Genomic DNA, 19,003 nt, shown 5'->3' with positions numbered 1-19,003 from the left:
ACGGCTCTCTGGGTTCCGCTGCTCAGAACGGGGAATGCTCCCGGGCTGCCGGAAGCCGCACCTCCAGCACACCTCCGGACCCATTCACCGCCGGCAGGGCCCGGACGCTGCCGCCGTACCGTGCCGCAATTTCCGCCACGAGGGCCAGTCCCAGACCGTAATGCCGTGGTCCCGGCGCTTCTTCTGCCCTGTCGCGGGCCGAGGCAAACCGTTCGAAGGCGTGCCGGCTGAAACCGGGCGGAAAGCCAGGTCCGTCGTCGGACACACGAATGACCGCTTCTCCGCCGCTTTTTCGAACCGAGAACCGCACCCGTGAACGGGCATAGTCCAAGGCGTTGGCGCCGAGCGCAGTGAACACCCGCTGCAGCGCGAACTGTCCGCCGCGCACCAGCACCTGCGGCTCGGGGGCTTCAAGTTCCAGTGTCAATCCCCGCCGATGAGCCGCGGGTTCCAGGGAGTTGACGGTGGAGCGGGCCAGCGACACCAGGTTTACCTCCTCCAACGGTCCCGATTGGCGGGGATCAGCAGACATCAGCAAATCTTCGAGGATTCCGTTAAGCACCTTGGTGTCATCCACCACCTCGTCGGCAGCGTGGACGGCTTCCTCGATGGACTTCGGCGCATCCGTTTCCGCGGCCAGCCGACGGCGCAGCATCTGTGCGCGCATGCTCAGGAGTGTGAGCGGTGTCCTCAATTCATGGCTGGCATCGGCGACAAAGCGCCGCTGCAGGGCCAGGGCTTCGGCCATCGGCCGCATGGCGGCCCGTGCCGCCCAGGCCGAAAGTGCACCGGCGGCAACCCCCGCCGCCAGGACCGACACCACCAGCGCCAGAGCCAGGCGGCGCAGCTGTTCAGTGGCCTCCCGTGTGTCGACGGCAGCCTGCACCACATCGCCGCCGCGGCGGGCAGTGAGGACTTCATAGCTGCGGTCCCCGGCGGTTACCGTGTCCCGGCGGGACTCCCCGGTTCTTGCCACTTCAGCCAGCGCCTCTTCGTCCGGCAGACCCGAGGGCATGTTGCGGGACACGGCCAACCGGCCGTCGTCGTACACGGCCAAAAACACATCCAGCGGAGCTTCCCGCGGAGAGTCGGACTCCACAGCCGAAATGAGGGTTTGCTCCGCAGCGCTCCGGGTCTGGGCGGACACGAGTCCGTACACGAGAACGCCGGCCAAACCCAGCAGCACCACGGTCAGTGCCGTGAACTGTACCGCCAGCCGCAGTGCGGCCCGCCGCAGTTCAGTGTCCTCCAAACTGCGCGGTTTCGCGCTCAACGGCCGCCGAACCCTCATGACCCGGCACCGAGCCGATAACCGATTCCCCGCACCGTCAGCACTGCCTGCCTGCCCAGCTTGCGCCGAAGGTAATGCACATATGTGTCCACCACCCCGTCGTCGTCCGCTTCCGGAAAGACTGCGCTCAGCAGGTCAGCCCGCGGAAACACCTGACCAGGCCGGCGGGCCAGGTGTTCCAGCAGCGCACTCTCCCGGTCCGAGAGCACCACCACTTCCCCCTCGTCGGTGGTTACCGTGCGGCCCGCGGTGTCGAAAACTCCGCCGGGCACGGACAGGACGGGAACCCGTGCGATGTTCCGGCGCCGCAGTGCCCGAAGGCGGGCCAGCAGCTCGTCAATGTCAAAGGGTTTCGCCAGGTAGTCTTCGGCTCCGCGGTCCAGCCCCTCGACGCGGTCCGCGGGGTTGCCCAGGGCGGACAGGACCAGGGCCGGTGTCAGGATCCCGCGGCTGCGGAGCCGCGACAGCACATCCAGTCCCTCGATGGCGGGCAGCCCGCGGTCCAGGAGCAGAACGTCGAAGGGGTGGGTCAGGCCCTCGTGGAGTGCGCGCTGCCCGTCAAAAGCCAGGGTCACGGCGTAGCCCTCCGATTCCAGGAGGTCCGCCAGCATCCGGGACAGCTGCCGGTCATCTTCCACGACGAGAATCCGGGGTCGGTCCGTCATGCCGAAAGTCTATTGGCCGGGCGCCCGGCGGGCCCGGGGTCAGCTCGGGTTTGGGTACCCGTGGCCCTCGATTGCTGCAGAATCGTTCGCTGTGGAGGGCGCCTGCGTTCCCCTTTGGCGCGTGGTGAGCAGGACGACGACGACGGCGACCACCGCGCCGATGGTGGTTTCCACCGCCCGGTCAATGGTCAGTTCCCAGACCGGCTGAGTGGACACAAAGCTGCCCATCAGCAGGGCCACAGGGGTCAGGAACACCATGGCCAGCGCATAGTGCCGGATCACGTAGATCTCACCGGCAAACTGCAGCAGGGTCAGCAGGACGGCCAGCTGCACCGGGGTCCAGTCCGGCTGGAGCAGCAGTGCCGAGAGCAGCACTCCGGCGTAGGTTCCCAGGAGGAAATGTGCCGCCCGCAGCGGAGCACGTGCCGCGTTCACGGCAGCAATCGGGGCGCATGCCGCCAGCATCGCCCAGTAGCTGTGTCCGGGTCCAACCAGTACGGCAAGGGAACCGGCCGCCGCCACAGCGGTGACGTATCTGCCCGAATGCTGCAGGATCGCCCGCCAATCCGGCGGCGGCACGGACGGTCGGTGCAGGAGCGGGCTGTGGCGGCGCGCGTGGGCCCGGCCGGCGATGCCCAGGACCACTGCCGTCGCCGCGCCGCCTCCCGCGGCCAGGGCAGCTTCACTTACGACTCCCGTAAACGGGGCAGCGGCAGTTGCGGTGAAAGCAAAAATATAGGTGAACGGCCCGGCGGGCCGGACCCGCAGATAGTCGGCGGCAACGGAAATGATGCCGGCGATGACTGTCGCGGCTGCAACGACTTCCCAGTCGCCTCGTCCGGCAAGGGACATCCAGACGCCTGCAACCACGGTCAGGATCATGAGTACCCCGGACTGTGATTGATGCCGGAGCCGGCGCCAGTGGGGTTCACTGCGGCCAAAGACTCCGGTCAGCGAACCGAAGATGGCACACATGGTCAGGTCGGTGCGGCCGAGCAGAATCAGCACCAGCAACGGAACCAGAAGGCCAGCGGCTACCCGAACTGCCGGAAATCGGTGGCCACGGCCTGCCGGGACCGCCAGGAAATCTCGAATTGCCACCCAACCAGCCTATGAGCGGACTTGACCGCGGCCGCGGAGTCACCCACGTGATACCCGTCGCAGCTACATCCTTGCCTTCGTTTTTGCCGTGGCCTTCGCCGACCAGGGATCCTCGGGCCAGGGATGTTTGGGATATCTGCCGCGCATCTGTGCCCGGACCTGCTGATAAGGCCCGGCCCAGAATGAGGCCAGGTCATCCGTTACGGCAAGGGGCTGCCGTGCCGGTGAGAGCAGGTGGAACAGCACCGGCACCCTGCCATGCACCAGCCGCGGGGTTTCTGCCCAGCCGAAGCACTCCTGCAGCTTGACTGCCACCACCGGGCGGCCGTCGTCGTCGGGGTCCGGATAAGTGATCCGCACATGGGAGCCGCTGGGAACGGCGAGCCGCTCCGGTGCAAGCTCGGCCAACTGTGAGGCCTCGGGCCAGGGCAGCAGCCGGCGCAGCGGCTCGGTGAGATCGATGCCGTTCACGGAGGCACCGGCGGCCAGGGCGTTCAGTTCCGGTGCCAGCCAGTCCTCCAGCCTGGCCAGCAGCGCCGGCTCCGAAACATCCGGCCACGGCTCCCCCAGCTCCCGGCGGATCAGGGCCATGCGGCGGCGGAGGGAATCCGCGGCGGGAGAAAACCCGATGACGCCGAGGCCCTCCGATGCCAGGGCACGTGCCACTGCCGGTTTCCCTTCCTCGGCCGACGGCCGGACGGGCGTTGAGGACAACACGATCGCTCCCAGCCTGCGTTCCCGCCGCGCCGTGACGCGGCCGGACACAAAGCGTGCCTCCAGCGTGTCCGTGAGCAGGTGCCGTGCCGCGGAGGCAGCAGCTTCCTCGCTCAACGGGGCGGCGGAACGGATCACGGCTCCCGTTCCCGCCGCGTCCCGGCCTTGGGCGCGGGTCACTTCGGCAACTGCCAGCCATTCGTGGCCTGTCAGCGGGCTTCCGGCCGGCAAGCCGGCACGTGTCCCGGAGGAGAGCAGATAGCGCTCAGGTCCTTCTCCGGGCACCCGGCGGGCGATGCGGTCCGGAAACGCGAGCCCGATCACGAAGCCAACGGCGTCGGTGGCTGCCACATCAAGCGATTCTTTACGGCGCGCTGCTTCTTCACGCCGGGCGTCACGCCGGGCGATGGACTCCATGCGCCGCACGTCCTCCGACCAGCGCCTCTCCCCGGGATCCCGTCCCGAGCGCAGGGCGGTGAGAAGGCGCGTGAGGTCGGCGCCCGGAGCGCGGTGGTCTCCGGAAACCAAGGCCACCGTCTCTGCCGCCGTGCGAACGCCAACAACACCGGATCCGTCCAGCAGGGCCCGCGCCAAGCGGGGATCTGCGGGGATTCCTGCCAGCGTTTTACCCATCGGGGTGACGGCGCCGGAGGCGTCCACGGCACCAAGATCCCGCAGCACGATTTGGGCATCTTCCATGGCCCTATGCGGCGGTGCATCCGGCAGTGCCAATCCTTCACCGCCCGGCGCGCCCCAGCAGGCCAGGACCAGAGCTGCAGCCGTCAGGTCTGCAACGGAGATCTCAGGTGTCTGGTGTGCCGGCGCGGCTCCGAAGGTTCGTTCGTCATAGCACCGGACAACGCGTCCCGGTCCTTGGCGGGCGGCACGTCCGGCGCGCTGTTCAGCGGATGCCCGGGAGCAGGAAACAGTCACCAATCCCGACATGCCGCGTGCCGCGTCCCGGCGCGGTTCCCGTGCCAATCCGGAATCGATGACCAGACGGACCCCCGGGACTGTTAGGGAGGATTCAGCCAGGCTGGTGGAGACGATGATTCGCGGCTTGCCACCGGCTGACCTCCCCGAGACGGCCCGATCCTGTTCCCGCGGGTCGATCTGCCCGTGCAGCTCCAGCACCTCGGTTCCGGCTCCGGCGCTACTGCGGATACGTGCGGCCACATGGGAGACTTCCCAGGCGCCAGGTACGAAGACGAGGGCATCGGCCTCCGGATTTCCGGCCAGCAGTTCGCTGTGTGCAGCGGCCGCCGTATCCGCCACGTGATGGAGGAAACTACGGGTCACCCCGTGCTCGTCCAGACGCAGCGACGGTGCCGGCGCCCACCGAACGTCCAGCGGATACAGTGCCGAGGCGCAGCCGACGACGGGAACCGGGCTGGCCCCGTCTCTCTCACTTCCATCCCCGCTGCCAATCAGCGCAGCAAAGCGGGGTGCATCCAAGGTCGCCGACATGGCGACCAGAGTCAGGTCATCGCGCAGTTGCCGGACCTCGGTGAGCATGCCCAGCAACAGGTCTGTTTCCAACCCGCGCTCGTGCACTTCATCAAGGACGACGGCGGATGTTCCTTCCAGCCCCGGGTCAGCGAGCAGCCGGCGCAGCAGGATGCCGGGGGTCACGAACTCGATGATGGTTTCCGGGCTGGTGTGGCTTTCTCCCCGCACTGTGTAACCGATCCGGGCACCAACACGGCTGTTGTCCAAAGCAGCGAGCCGGCGCGCGGCCGAACGCGCCGCCACCCGGCGCGGCTGTGTTACGACAATCCGCTGAGGCATTTCGGCGGTGACCGCCGGAGCGGTGCGCCCTTCGCCGGCGCTCTCCTGCGAGACCAGGAGATTGGCGAGCAACGGAGGAACCAATGTGGTCTTGCCGGTTCCCGGCGGGGCCTGCACCACGGCGGCGTTCTTCCCGTTTGCGGGGTCCAGGGCCCCCGCCAGATCCGGGAGCGCCTCGGCAAAGACCAGCCCCGCGCCGATGTGCTCCAGGTTGAAGGGAGCCTTGGCCAGAACGTTTGAACGGTCCGGATTGCCGGTTGAATGCTGTGTGCTCACCGCTCCATTCTCCCGTGTCCGGACCTGACTTCTGCCAACACCTTTACTCCAGAGCCGGCGGACAAGGAGCAATGGACCGATAGACATGCCCTGTAGGCGTAGTGGTCACAACCGTGTGCCTGCCGTCCGGCGGGTGGTCCGCGATGTCCTGCGTGGTTCGGGCGGTCCAGCCGGGTGCTTCCTTGGCCTGGTTGCAGGCCTCACACAAACCCTGAACATTCCCCGCCGACGTCAAGCCACCCTCACGAACCGGCACAACATGGTCAAAATGCCGGATCGGAGCACCACACCACGGCATCCGGCACACCCGGTCCCTAGCTGCGATAAACCGGGCCAAACCCTTCGGCACCAACCGTGCCTTCGAATCCATCGCCACCAGCCGCCCCGACCCGGGAACCGCATACAACCGCCGCAACCACACCTCGGTCCGCGGATCCGGCCGCACCCGCACCCTGCCCCACCCCGACAATGTTCCTTCAACGCCATGAAGGACAACCGCGGCGGATGATCCTTCAGCATCGGAACCCGAACCAGTGTCCGGCCGGCTGCCGCGGATCAGGTCCCGCGCCCACTGCGCCGGCACCACCCCGTACCCCGCCAACACCGCCGGCTCCGAACCATCAGGAACACCGGCGTCCGGATCACCGGAATCCATGACACCTGCGGGCAGCACCCCGGCCAGCAACGCCCGGTCCGTCATGATCAACTGCACTTCCACCCGCACATCCTCCGCCCGCGCCTGCCCCGTGACCCGTTCCACCAACGTATCGGCCATAATCTGACCCCGGCCCCGGCAATCCCCGGCAGCACGCAACCGGTCAGCTTCCCGCGACAACACCGCGAACACCCCCACCCCCTGGGCCACCGGCAACAACCCCGTCAAATACGTCATCGTGTCCGGCGCCGGACGACACGACACATACCGGCCCTCGACCGCCTTCGCCGCACGATTCACCACCGACTGCGGATCCAACCCGTACGACAAAGACCTCACCCGGGCTACCAGTGCCCGATCACCCAGGGCCTCCAACCCCGCCAGGTCCCCGGCCACCACCGCATCCACCCGGCCCCGGTCCTCCCGGGACAGACACGCCGTCTCCCGCACCAACAATGTCGCCCGCCACTCACTGAGCACCCCCACACTCAAAGCGTGCAGGGTGCACGGCATTTCCGTGGTCAGGATCTTCGCCAAACCCAGCAACCGGTTGCCCCGGTGCGGGGACTCCCGGCGGGCCAACCCCACCTGCGCGCCCACACCCCGGCCCAACTCCTCCGCCGCCAGCCCCGCCCGGACCTGCGCCCGGCGGGTCGAGGCATCAAACGCCGCCGCAGCCCGAGCCTGCGCCGCCGCGGCCGCGGACTTCAACTCCTCCAACAACCGAATCTCATCAATCAACCAGGCACGCTCAGCAGCCTCCAGCACCCCCACCGTCGCTGACTCAACAGCCGGGTCAACAGCCTGCTCTCCGCCGGGACCGCAGAGGCGAGCGCTGCCGTCAGAAGTCCTCCCTTCAAGGGGAGGCTTACCTGGGATGACTGCGGTTTTCAATCTGGAGCCTCCGTGCCGTTCAGCCTTCACGAGTAGTACATATGTTCTATTTTAGCTTTCAGGTCCGGCACAATTGGAAGGCGGCCCTACTCAAATTTCTTCGAAAAAGTACTGGTGTTCTGGCGCCCGGACTGAGTGCCGCGGGTTTCATAACGTTTGCTCAGAGGTACCTTTCACGTACATTTCACCTAACGTCGAAAACCCGTCGCATGGAAGAAGGCCCAGTGGACCACCATCGCGTTCCCGTCCTCGTCCGACTGTTTCCCGGATGGGCCGAATCTCCTGTTTGGCTCCCTGGCGGTCCCGTCGACTTCGGGGACTCACAGCTTAGTGAACAGCTCAAAGCGGACCTGGCCGCCTGGGAAAGCCGCTACTACGCCTCGATTACGGATGCGACAGCCAACGGTGACAAGGCAGCACCACGGCGTAAGGACCGAACTCACGGGGAGCAGGGAAGAGCGTTGGCCGCTCAAATCGCAGCAGAGCTGGGGAGTGACTTTGTTGTGAGGTTCGAGAACGGCAAGGGAAAGAGCCGCACAATTCGCAGCAGTGCGCCTGCAACAAATCCTGCGGCCGCGCGAGCCTTCACCTCCGGATATGAGGACGCAAATTCCGATGCCGAAAAGCTCGAGAGTGCCGGTGGACATTGGGAAGCCTATGCACCGCTGTCCGGTGCCCGCCTCGGCAACCCCACCGGCATCAGTCCCAACAACGATGTCACCCAAGCACTGGCCGGATTGAACGGCCTCAGCGCCGGCGCCACCTCCAGCGAAGCCCTGGCGTTTTTCGACTCCCTCCCGCCGGTGGGCATCAACGAACTCACCGGCTCATGGCAGGGAGCAGAAGTGCCAACCGGTCATCCCCTCGACGGCGTTCTCGGCAGCTTCGGATGGCAGGGAAAGAGATTCGAGGGCACCGAGTCCGCACACCCGCTGGTCTTCAGCGGCAGGGACGGCAACCTCTTCGAGGTGAATCCGTGGTTTGTTCCGCTGCGGACAGCCCTGAAGCTCGGCCCCATCCTGCGCCGTCCGGCCGCCGGCCGCGTCATCCGCCCGTTGCTGCGCCTGCTCCGAACGACACAGCCGAAGGCCAGACTCCGCATGATGGAGTACCGCGGCGTGGCCTCAGCCACCATGATCTACGATTCGCTGCCAATCAACGATGCCTTTCGCAGAGTGGACGCGAACACGCTGCTGGGGGCAATGGACATGCCCGGACCCCATCCTTCCTTCATGTTTACGCTTGTGAGGATCAGCTAGCGGCAGCTTCGCGCCCGCCTCTGTCCCTTGCCCCACGCTGCCGCAGCTGTGACAGTATCCCTGTGCACCGGACCATTCCCGAAGAACTGCTGGCCGCACGGCTCCGAGCGTCCGGTTGTGTTTTCGCCGAGGAGGAGGCCAGTCTCCTTCTCGCCGAAGCCGTAAAGCGCAGCGCCGAAACTGCAGGCTCCAAGAATCTGGAGCAGATGGTCCTGCGGCGGTGCGCCGGTTTTCCGCTTGAACAGGTTCTCGGCTGGGCCGAGTTTTACGGCCTGCGGATTACGGTCTCCGCCGGCGTCTTCATCCCCCGCCGGCGGACGGAACTGCTGGCCGCTCACGCCATAGCGCTGATCAGCGCCCTGACCAACCCGGTGCTCGTCGAGCTTTGCTGCGGCTCCGGAGCCGTCAGCCTGGCCATCGCCTCACGCACCGGCCATTCCCTGAAGGCCTATGCCGTCGACATCCACCCCGCAGCGATCGAATGTGCACGCATCAACCTGGCCGGCCGGGCAACCGTCCTGGCCGGTGATCTGTTCAGTGCGCTGCCGCAAACCCTGCTCGGGCGGGTCGACGTCGTCGTTGCGAATGCCCCCTATGTCCCCACTTCGAAACTGGACACCCTGCCTCCGGAAGCGCGCGACCATGAACCTGCAATTACCCTCGACGGGGGCGCCGACGGCGTGACTGTTCTCCGGCGCATCATCAGCGCAGCACCGGCATGGCTGCGCCCGGGCGGATCACTGGTGGTGGAGTGCAGCAGGGAGCAGTCCGCCACCGTGGCCCAACTCATGGCGGCGCAGGACCTGCGGCCTGAAATCATCACCAGTGAGGGGCCCGAGGCAACGATCGCCGTCGGCCGCGGCCCGGCAGGTACAGGGGCTGGTACGGCACAGGCCCAAATATAGGGAAGACTGGAACCTCATCATCTCTAAAGGCGGAACCACTTGATCACTCTTCAGCAGGACAACGACGGCTTCATTCGCATGGACCGGCACTTCCCCAAGTCCGCCCCCGTCAGCATCGTTTTCACTGACGGCAGCACGGAAGTACTCACCGGCGCACAGATCAATAAGGCGTACGACGACGCCCTGGCAGATTTCCGCGCCAAGAACCACTTGGACGCCAAGGGTTTCACCCGCATCGCCAACAAGCGGGTCCTGGACAACAACAAGATCAATTTCGTTCCGGTTTCCCCCGGTATGGGTCAGTAGGACAACTCAGTACGCGGACTCCTCTGCCGTCCGTCCCGCCGGAAGATGCCCGATCATGAGCCGCAGCAGCTCGGGCACCACGGCGGGGTGGAAGTAGTGGCCCATGCCGGGCACCGTCACCAGGCGTGAGCCGGCAATGGCCGCAGCGGTTGCCGCTCCCCCGCTCGGATGCACAATGGGGTCCCGGTCGCCGTGGATTACCAGTGTTGGCGCCTTGATTCCGGCGAGGTCGGCCGTCCGGTCCGCAGAGGCGTTGATGGCACCGAGGTGCCGGGAACGTGCAGTTCCATTGTCCGGATAAATGCCCCGGTCCCAGGCCAGTCCGCCGATCCTGGCCTCTTCCGCCGGCTCCGCAGGATTCACCCGCCCGGAAAGATGCCGCATCATGCCCACCCGGTCCTTGATGAACTCCTCCCGTGTCCGCGGCGGCCGGGCGGCAAACCTGCGTTTGGTTGACAGTGCCGCGGCACCGATTTTCCGGGCTCCGGTGGTGGAGATGATCGAAGTCAGGGTCAGGACCCGGTCCGGATAATGGGCCGCGACGGACTGGGCAATCATGCCGCCCATGGACATCCCCGCCATGTGTGCCCGGTCCACCTGCAGGTGATCCATCAGGCCGACGACATCATCCGCCATATCCTCGATCCGGTAGGCACCGGGCACGGGCCGGGCCAGGGCCTGGTGCAGCAGGCTGGGCACGGGGGTATTCATTCGACTCGAACGCCCCGCGTCACGGTTATCCAGGCGGATCACCTGGTACCCGGCGGCTGCCAGTCCGTCCACAAATGCAGCGGGCCAGGACATCAGATCCAGCCCGAGGCCGGCCACGAGAACCACCGGCTCACCGTCATCGGGCCCGTCAACGCGATAGCACAGCCGCACCCCCGACTCGAGATTCACGAAGCGATCTTCATCCTGCGGACCGGGCAGGGACCCCTGCGGACCAGTGAACTGCAGGTGCTCATCAACCAGTGCGGCCTTTTGCAGGTCCCGGCGGTCGGCCAGGAAGTTCATGGTCATGAGCCAGGGCGCCTGCGTTCCCTGCCGCGGCAAGTCAGCCATGCTGCGCTGAATATACCCGGCGCCAAAGTCCAGCAGCGGCCGGGTGGGCATGCCGGCGGGGGCCACCGGTACTGCGGCAGTGTGGCCGAGGCGGTCCACGCGGGTCAGCAGCCGGGAGAACCACCGGGTCAGCAGTCCTACTTTCAGGGTCCATGACGCGTTGGTGTATCCGATGGCAAACGCCATGTTCGGGATGCCGCTGAGCATGACGCCGCGGTATGCCACGGTCTCCGCAAGGTTCACGGGCACGCCGTCCAGCCGCATCTCCATGCCGCCCAGGATCCGCAGGGCCAACCCGGTGGCGGTCACGACGACGTCGGCTTCCACCTCTTCCCCCGACGCCAGGCGCACGCCGTGTTCGGTAAACGCGGACGTCTGCCCGGTGACCATGGTGACGTTGCCGCTGCCCAGGGCGGTGAAGAAATCGCCGTCCGGAACCGCGCACAGCCGTTGGTCCCACGGCCGGTAGGGCGGATTCAGGTGCGTGTCCAGGTCAAAGCCCTCCGGAAGAACACGGGACTGGATGCCGCGGATGAGCTTTCGGGCCAGGTTGGGCCAGCGCTGGCAGAAGGCCCAGATGGCCCGCTGCCGGCGGGCACTGACTTCGGCCATGATCTTTCCGGTGCGCTCGGGGCCGACGACGCCGCGCAGCCGGCGCGCGATCGGGTCCTCCGCGGGGATGGGCAGGATGTAGGTGGGAGTGCGCTGGATCATCGTCACCCGGGCACCAAGTTCTGCGAGCGCCGGCACGAGGGTCACCGCGGTGGCGCCGCTGCCGATTACTGCAATCCGTTTGCCGGACACATCCAGATCTTCCGGCCAGTGCTGCGGATGCACAATCCGCCCGGAGAATTGCTCGCGCCCGGGGATCTCGGGGGTGTACCCCTCGTCGTAGCGGTAGTATCCGGCAGCGTTGAAGATCCAACCCGCGGTCAGGTGCAGTGTTTCTCCGGTTCCCACCGGTTCGGCAGGCGCTGAGTCCGGTGCTGAATCCGGAACGGGTTCCGGGGTCCTGGTCCGCTCCACGGTGATGTTCCAGCGTGCTTCCCTGCTGGACCAATCTGCGCAGATCACCCTGTGGTGGTAGCGGATCAGGGCGTCCACGCCATGCTCGGCGGCTGTCTCCAACAAATAAGAAAGGATGCTCGGGCCGTCCGCAATGGCTTTCTCCTCGAGCCACGGCCGAAAGTCATAGCCGAAGGTGTACAGGTCTGAATCAGAGCGGATGCCGGGGTAGCGGAAAAGGTCCCAGGTCCCGCCCGCCCGGCCGCGCGATTCCAGCAGTGCAATGGACCGGCCAGGATGGTCCTGCCGCAACCTGCAGGCAGCACCGATCCCGCTTAGTCCGGCGCCGATGATCAGCACGTCCAGATGTTCAGCTTCGGTTTCCATGAGTCCCCCGTTTTCTGCCCCTGTTTTGCGGCTCGGCTGCCGCTGCCGGCACGCCGTTGTGCCTTTGCGTCCGACACTAGCGGACCCGGGTGACGTTATCGGGTTCAGCCGAAGATCAGTTCATGCCCCGAGCATCCACCGCCCAGCGTGATGACCCTGCGAACCCGGCGGCTCCACCAGCCAGCACATACTCCTCGTGCAGGTTCACGGCGTTGCAGGCGTGGTTGGGCACCACCAGTACCCTGCTGCCCAGGTCCGGCAGCGGTCCGGGCATTTGTACCGTGGCGTGATGCTCCGAAGCGGCGGTGATCCGCGCGGAGGGATGCTCCAGCAGGCGCCCGTGCCCGGTGGCCCAGACCGGACGATCAGCACCCAGCGTCTTGGTTCCCGAGTCCAGGACCACCCGCCCGGCAGGCTTTGACACCACAGTGGCCACAACAGTCAGGGCAATGTCCTCCATGGAGCAGGTACCCAGTTCCAGCTGCTGGGCATCATTGAACACATATACGCCGGGCCGGATGTCGGTCAGCATGTTCCGGGAGTAAGCGGCGGACGGGCTGGAACCGCCGCTCACCACCGGTGCCGTAACACCTGCACTTTCGAGGCCGGCCACCGCCTCGGTGACCGCCCGGCCTTCGTCGTCGGCCGCTGCACGACCGTTGCCGGGAGCGTAGCTGTGGCCGGGGAAGGTGAAAACGCCCGCCACCTTCAGCCCCACACGCCCGGTATGTGCGGCAAGCTCACCCGCGTTCCCGGGCTGGCAGCCGCTGCGGTGGTGGCCGGAGTCCACTTCGATCATCACCTCAGCGGGAATGTCGAAGCGCGCCAGCTGTTCAGCCGCTGCCGGAGAGTCGACGCCGATGCGCAGCAGCGTTTGGCGGGCCACCGTGCGCAGGCGCTTCGCCCGTGCCGTCGTCATCCAGAGCGGATAGGCAATGAAGATGCCCGGGGCACCGGCGGCGGCAAACACTTCCGCCTCCCCCACTGTTGCCACGGTCAGGCCCTCTGCGCCCGCGGCCAGCTGCAGTCGACCAATCTTCGCGGATTTGTGCGTCTTGGCGTGCGGCCAGAGGCCGAGCCCCCGGGTTTGAGCGGACGATGCCATGGCACGGATGTTCGCTTCCATGACGGCGGTATCCAAGCGGAGATACGGGGCATCCTGGTCCGGGTTCACTGCACTCATCTGAGCAATTCAACACCATATGAACCGCCCGCTTCCCCTTGCCGCCCTGCCATTGGCTTTGTGACGCTTCTACCGTGGAGAAATGGAGAACTGCATCGCTTTCGCTTCGAATCCGTTGAGGACCTAAGGTGCTTGGCTCTGAGCTGGTGGTAATCCTGTGCACGGCGGTGCTGCTCTGCAGTCTTGCTGCGCGCAGGTGGGGGTTGCCGGCCCCGGTGCTGCTGCTGGCGTGCGGCATCCTGCTGGGCCTGATTCCGGCTCTGGCTGAGGTGGAGCTGCCGCCCGAGGCCGTGCTGTTTTTGTTCCTGCCGGTCCTGCTTTATTGGGAGAGCATCAGCACGTCGCTGCGGGAGGTCCGGAGCAATCTGCGCGGCATCGTGCTGATGGGCACCCTCCTGGTGATAGTGACAGCATGGGCTGTGGCCGCGGCAGCCCATGCCCTGGGGCTGCCCTGGGGACCGGCCTGGGTGCTGGGCGCCGCCATTGCGCCCACGGATGCCACCGCCGTCGGCGCTCTGGCGCGCGTGCTGCCGAACCGGTACGTTACTGTCCTGCGCGCGGAGAGCCTGATCAATGACGGAACCGCGCTGGTAGTTTACGGCGTGGCCGTGGCGGCCACTGCCCGCACCGAGGTACTGGATGCGGCAGATGTTTCCGGGCGCTTCCTGCTCGCTTATGCGGGCGGGATTGCCGCCGGGGCTCTCACCGCTTGGGCGGGGGTGCATGTCCGCCGCTGGATTCAGGATCCGCTGCTGAGCAACGTGGTCACCATCCTGTCGCCCTTCACGGCTTTTGTGCTCGCCGAATCGGTGGAAGCCTCGGGTGTTCTCGCCGTCGTGGTGGCCGGGCTTGCGATGGGACGGCTGGGGCCGAGGGTTGTGCAGGCCGGCACCCGCCGTCAAATGACGGCGTTTTGGTCTTTGGCCACCTTCCTGCTGAACGGCGCATTGTTTGTCCTGGTTGGACTGGAGCTTCCCAGGGCAATATCCGAGCTGACCCGTGGTGAGCTGTTCCGCGGCCTGGTCCTGGTCGGCGTGGTGACGGTGGTGATCGTTGCCGTCCGTTTGGCCTATCTGTTCGGCACCACGTATCTGATCCGGCTACTGGACCGCAGAGAAAGCCAACGGGCCCGCAGAATCAGCAACCGGGCACGTGTCGTCAGCGGATTGGCGGGCTTCCGCGGTGCCGTCTCGCTCGCGGCTGCCCTGGCGACTCCGCGTTCCACGGCAGCCGGCACACCGTTTCCGGACCGGGATCTCATCATCTTTGTCGCAGCGGGAGTGATCGTGGTGACCCTCGTCCTGCAGGCTCCGCTGCTGCCGGCAGTGGCGCGCTGGGCACGGCTGCCGCAGGATACCGAGGCCCGTACCGAGGAACTGCGCTTCGCCCAGGCATCGGCCATCAACGACGCGCTTGAGGCCATGCCCCGGCTGGCCTCCGAGCTCGGCACCGACCAGCAGGTGGTTGATGAGCTGGTGACGGAATACAACCAACGCCTGGGTGTCCTCAGAGCGCTGGCGAATGAAACGGACGCAGACGACGACGGCGCCGCCCGTGCCCTGACCCGCGCCGGCCAGTACCGCGAACTGGGCCTGGCACTCATTGCCCGAAAAAGAAACACGCTGATCCGCCTGCGGGACGAGCGTCGGATTGATGACACGGTGCTCCTTCAGCTCCAGGCACGGCTGGACCTGGAGGAAGTTCGACTCGCAGCTCCGCACGATGCAGCTGACGAAGAATAACTGCGCGGGGCGGGCAGCAGCTGCCCGTCAGCACATCGTGCGAGCTTCCGTGAAGATCACCTGCACTTCGGATTCCGTGAAACCGCGCTGGATCCAGAACTCCTGATACTTGCGCTGCTTCTGCGGGTCATCCGCATTGGTGCAGGCCAGGGATCCGATTCCCAGCAGCTGCTCGTCGTCAACACGCTCCGGGGTCAGCGTGGGCGCATGTTCCCGCACCGCGGCGAAGAACTTTGATCCCTTGCCAAATTCATCCGGAAGCCGATTCGCAGCGGTGGGGACCTGCCCGGGAAGGGTCGCCGCCGGACCCGTCCTGACCTCCGCATGCATGCCATCCGCACCTGTGTACCTGGCACCGAGCGCTTCCGCCACCTCGGCGACGTTCACCCTGCGATCAGGTTCAGACCCCACCTGCACATCGGACATGTCGGCCAGGAACCAATTCTTGCCCTCGGCAAAATACACCCACTTATCTTCTGCCGGAGTTGCAGCCGAAGCCAGCAAATAGAGCACAGCCGAGCGCTCCTGGTCAGTTTCGAACCAGAACAGCACAACGCTGCCGGTGCACATCAGAGCTTCGCCGGTTGCGCCGCCGTCCGGCAGGTAGACAGCCGGCGGCTCCGGCGGAGTCTCATCACAGTCCGCAACCTCGTCCACCGCACGGTAAGCGTCCGTCAGCGATGTGAATTCAGGCGATTCCGGTTCGGCGGAGTTGGTCTGGACGCTGCATCCCGTCAGGGCAGCTGCAAGGCAGCACAAGACCGGAAACAAACCCCGGAAACGCAGCAGGCGGGACACCTAGGCACCGCCGCGGGAAGCGTCGGGGTCCGCGGGGGCCGCATCACGGCGTTCCTTCAGCAGCTCTTTCGTCCGGACCAGGCGCAGGGCTGTGACCAGCACCAGTCCGCCCAGCATGTTGAAGAGCAGCGTGTAGCCAAACCAGGTGAGCCATTCGAGGTAGGTGATGCCGGCACCGGACTGAATGGCCCCGAAGATCAGCAGGGAATCGAGAATGGAATGGAACATTTGGAGTCCGGCAAGAAGGAACCCGCCGATCACGGTGGCTACGATCTTGGCCGGATCCGACGAGGTGCCCTGCTGCATGCGGCTCATCAGGGTAATCGTGCTTCCGCCCAGAACGGCCAGGGCAACAGTCTGCAGGGAAAACGGGGCGTCGGTGAAGTGCCGCGCTGATTCCTCGATGAGGCTTTCCCACTGTGGAAAGGCCTGCATGACAATCCACATGATGATCCAGCCGCCCGCCAGATTGCCCAGCAGTGTCACTCCCCAGAGCTTGGCGAGCTGCCGCAGGCTGGCCTCTTTGGCCACCACGGCCGCCACCGGCATCAGGAAATTCTCGGTAAAGAGCTCACTGTGGGCGAGGAACAACGCAATTAGGCCCATGCTGAAGGCTATTCCGGCCAGCAGATGGTCTCCGGTTTGATGCATCACGGCCAGATAGGCCATGACTCCCAAGCCCACCTCGAGTCCGCCGAACACTCCGGTCACCAGGACGGCCCGGAATGTGCGGTGCAACCGTTCGGCCCCTTCGGTGATGGTGTTTTCAAAGGACTCCTGCAGTTCGTCCTCAACGGGGGCTTCCGACTCCCCGATTTCCCTGCGGCGTTCCTCGCTCATGCCGTTCCTTTCGCTGCGTTTGCATCCTGCTGCCCACCGGGACACCGGATACAACAGTAAGCCTGCTGAGGAATATACGGGGGGACGTTGGGAGATCACCGGCCAAACTAGACTGGCAGGCATGGCTTTATCGACGACTGCTCACGGCACGCGGCACCGCACCGCGCTTCTCTGGCTGATCCTGGGCGTACCCGCCGCTCTCGCGCTCGTAGTTTTCGGCGCCCAGATCCATGGGTTGGATTTCACCGTGTACCGCGAGGGTGCGCTGGCGTTCCTGGGAAAGAGCGAGCACCAGCTGTATGACCCGAGCCTGGTGGAGACCGACACCCGCGGGCTGCCGTTCACGTATCCGCCGTTCGCCGCGCTCCTGCTGGCCCCCTTTGCCTTCCTGCCCGAAGCGGCCGGACTGGTGCTGCTGACCGCAACTTCCTGCCTCTGCCTGCTGGTGACAGCGGTTCTGGTGTCCCGCTATCTGCAGCTCAATGACGCCGTCCCCGCACGGCTCCAGGCTGTGCTTGGCGGCCCGGCAGGAGTCATTGTCCTGGCCACCGTGTTGATCGGTCTGCTCGGGCCGTGGCGTGAAGGCCTGGGCTTCGGCCAGATCAATCCAATGCTCATGCTGCTGATCGTGGCTGACCTACTCCGTCCCGCCGGCCGCGTGCCGCGCGGTGTCCTGATCGGGCTGGCGGCCGGCATTAAGCTGACTCCGCTGGCCTTCGGGCTCATTTTCCTGGTGCGCCGCGACTGGCGCTCCATCTTCACCATGGGAGCCACTTTTGCTGCCACTGTGGCCGTGGGCTGGCTTGCGGCACCGGCGCAGTCGCGCACGTTCTGGTTTGATGCGTTGTCCGACCCCGCGCGCGTGGGCGACACCACCGACATGTACAACGTGTCGCTGAACTCGCTGATGGTGCATCTGGGCACCCCCGAGTTCCTGCAGCGCCCGCTGTGGCTCCTGGCCTGTGCCGCCGTCGTCGTGCTGGGTTTCCTGGCCATCCGCCGCGCTGACGGGCGCGGGGACAAAGTGGCAGCGATCAGCGCCAATGCCGTGGTGATGCTGGCCATCTCCCCCATCTCCTGGTTCCACCACTGGGTCTGGATTGCCCTGATCCTGCCGGCACTGTGGGTGACAGTACGACGGCGGCGGGCCGGGGTGCGCGCGATGGGGACGGCCCTGGCGGTGGCCATGGTGCCGGTGTTTATGCTCTCTTCCATCACCGTCACGATGACCCTTACCGGCGAGGTCAGCGGTCAGGGACCTGCCGCGCTGGAGCTGTTCACCAGCCTGGGCGTCATCCTTCCGATCCTGGCCCTGGTTTACTGGGCAACGGATCCCGTCCCGGACGCGGGCGGTGCCGAAACCGTTGCAAGGTTCCGTTCCACCCGGGCCCGCAGCGTGGATGCCCCTGGTCCGGCGAGCTGATCCAGATACGCGGTGCGGCCGGCCAAGCTCATGACCAGGGCAAGGACCGGCCCCGTAACGAGGAATCCGTAGCCTGCGTTGAAGGCGCTGTCCGTGGCCCGGAGCTGAAGACCCTCGGCGTAGGTTTTGCTGGGAACGGCGAAGTCGCGGGAGGCAAAAAACCCAGCCACCGGATCCAGCGCCTCCGGACCCGGGGTCCGCGTCAATCCCAGCGGATGGCGGATGTCCTGGGCGTGCACCAGCACTTCGCCCAGGTACGCCGCGGTGTGGGCGGAGGGGGCGGTGGTGCTGTTGATGACGGCCCGGAACCCCTGCAGTGTTTGCGCCGGGGTGGAGCCCAGATGTTCGGCAAGCCGCCGCTGGTTGTGGACGTCGGGACGGAAGCGGGCGCCGATCATGCTCCGCATCCACTGCCGCTGGTTGGTGCTTGCTGCTGCGGTGAGGTGTGCCAGGACCTGCTCAACCGTCCAGCCGGTGCACAGTGTGCCGTGCTGCCACTGTTCCTCGGACAGGTTCTCTAGATCCTCAGCCAGTTTGGCGCGCTCCGCGTGGATAAGGGCCCACAATTCCCCTCCGGTGTTCTTCCCTGTACTCATGGCTTCACTTCACAATCCTGGCTTGAATGCTGCGTCCGGACGGCTGCCCTCACCACGGCAGTTCTAGCAAAGGTCCCGCACCGGCAAAAGGTTCACCCCCAAAAGTGCCCCCG

15 protein-coding genes are annotated in these 19,003 nt (G+C 66.0%); 5 read left to right on the top strand and 10 right to left on the bottom strand.

From position 1 onward, the window contains the following. Positions 1–22: 22 nt before the first annotated feature. From KG104_RS08725 to KG104_RS18080, 5 genes are all read right to left on the bottom strand, one after another. Entirely contained in the window at positions 23–1,273 is a 1,251-nt protein-coding gene (locus KG104_RS08725; RefSeq protein WP_207346760.1) for a sensor histidine kinase, read from the bottom strand. A 14-nt stretch (positions 1,274–1,287) separates the two neighbouring features. After that, on the bottom strand, positions 1,288–1,956 hold the full coding sequence (locus KG104_RS08720; protein ID WP_207346759.1) for a response regulator transcription factor: 669 nt from the start codon (positions 1,954–1,956) through the stop codon (positions 1,288–1,290). A gap of 39 nt (positions 1,957–1,995) precedes the next feature. Beyond that, positions 1,996–3,057, bottom strand: a complete 1,062-nt coding sequence (locus KG104_RS08715; RefSeq protein WP_207346758.1) for an FUSC family protein — start codon at positions 3,055–3,057, stop codon at positions 1,996–1,998. 63 nt (positions 3,058–3,120) lie between these two features. Then, entirely contained in the window at positions 3,121–5,835 is a 2,715-nt protein-coding gene (gene hrpB, locus KG104_RS08710) for an ATP-dependent helicase HrpB (RefSeq protein WP_237688700.1), read from the bottom strand. A gap of 43 nt (positions 5,836–5,878) precedes the next feature. Continuing rightward, positions 5,879–7,231: an HNH endonuclease gene (locus KG104_RS18080; protein WP_237686810.1), complete on the bottom strand. Its 1,353-nt coding sequence runs from the start codon at positions 7,229–7,231 to the stop codon at positions 5,879–5,881. Positions 7,232–7,845: 614 nt separating this feature from the next. Here KG104_RS18080 and KG104_RS08700 point away from each other — a divergent pair. The 3 genes from KG104_RS08700 (at position 7,846) to KG104_RS08690 (ending at position 9,854) form a co-directional block, all read left to right on the top strand. Further along, positions 7,846–8,643: a DUF4334 domain-containing protein gene (locus KG104_RS08700; protein WP_216202367.1), complete on the top strand. Its 798-nt coding sequence runs from the start codon at positions 7,846–7,848 to the stop codon at positions 8,641–8,643. A gap of 62 nt (positions 8,644–8,705) precedes the next feature. After that, positions 8,706–9,548, top strand: a complete 843-nt coding sequence (locus KG104_RS08695; RefSeq protein WP_216202365.1) for a putative protein N(5)-glutamine methyltransferase — start codon at positions 8,706–8,708, stop codon at positions 9,546–9,548. 39 nt (positions 9,549–9,587) lie between these two features. Then, on the top strand, positions 9,588–9,854 hold the full coding sequence (locus KG104_RS08690) for a hypothetical protein (protein ID WP_207346755.1): 267 nt from the start codon (positions 9,588–9,590) through the stop codon (positions 9,852–9,854). Positions 9,855–9,860: 6 nt separating this feature from the next. Here KG104_RS08690 and KG104_RS18075 read toward each other — a convergent pair whose 3' ends face one another. Then, entirely contained in the window at positions 9,861–12,308 is a 2,448-nt protein-coding gene (locus KG104_RS18075) for an alpha/beta fold hydrolase (RefSeq protein ID WP_237686808.1), read from the bottom strand. Positions 12,309–12,423: 115 nt separating this feature from the next. Continuing rightward, entirely contained in the window at positions 12,424–13,491 is a 1,068-nt protein-coding gene (locus KG104_RS08680; protein WP_207346754.1) for an alanine racemase, read from the bottom strand. Between the two features lie 128 nt (positions 13,492–13,619). Between KG104_RS08680 and KG104_RS08675 the strand changes: the two genes are divergently transcribed. Next, the gene (locus KG104_RS08675; RefSeq protein WP_207346753.1) at positions 13,620–15,233 is read left to right on the top strand and encodes a Na+/H+ antiporter; all 1,614 of its coding nucleotides are present in this window, start codon (positions 13,620–13,622) and stop codon (positions 15,231–15,233) included. A 27-nt stretch (positions 15,234–15,260) separates the two neighbouring features. Here the strand turns inward: KG104_RS08675 and KG104_RS08670 are convergent, their stop codons facing one another. Both KG104_RS08670 and KG104_RS08665 read right to left on the bottom strand, forming a co-directional pair. After that, positions 15,261–16,031 (bottom strand): hypothetical protein, encoded by a 771-nt coding sequence (locus KG104_RS08670; protein WP_207346752.1) that lies wholly within the window; start codon positions 16,029–16,031, stop codon positions 15,261–15,263. Further along, complete coding sequence (locus KG104_RS08665) at positions 16,032–16,871, bottom strand: formate/nitrite transporter family protein (protein ID WP_207346751.1); 840 nt, start codon at positions 16,869–16,871, stop codon at positions 16,032–16,034. A 121-nt stretch (positions 16,872–16,992) separates the two neighbouring features. On the opposite strand from KG104_RS08665, the gene KG104_RS08660 reads away from it, so the two are divergent. Next, positions 16,993–18,294, top strand: a complete 1,302-nt coding sequence (locus KG104_RS08660) for a glycosyltransferase 87 family protein (RefSeq protein WP_207346750.1) — start codon at positions 16,993–16,995, stop codon at positions 18,292–18,294. Here the strand turns inward: KG104_RS08660 and KG104_RS08655 are convergent. Further along, the gene (locus KG104_RS08655; protein WP_207346749.1) at positions 18,189–18,890 is read right to left on the bottom strand and encodes a maleylpyruvate isomerase family mycothiol-dependent enzyme; all 702 of its coding nucleotides are present in this window, start codon (positions 18,888–18,890) and stop codon (positions 18,189–18,191) included. The two genes, KG104_RS08660 and KG104_RS08655, sit on opposite strands and share 106 nt — an antisense overlap. Positions 18,891–19,003 lie beyond the last annotated feature (113 nt).

Origin of the sequence: Arthrobacter sunyaminii (genome assembly GCF_018866305.1) — a bacterium.
In the GTDB taxonomy this organism is placed as follows: Bacteria; Actinomycetota; Actinomycetes; order Actinomycetales; family Micrococcaceae; genus Arthrobacter_B; species Arthrobacter_B sunyaminii.
Note: the sequence above shows the minus strand (reverse complement) of the source record. Positions and strands in the feature narration are given on the sequence as shown.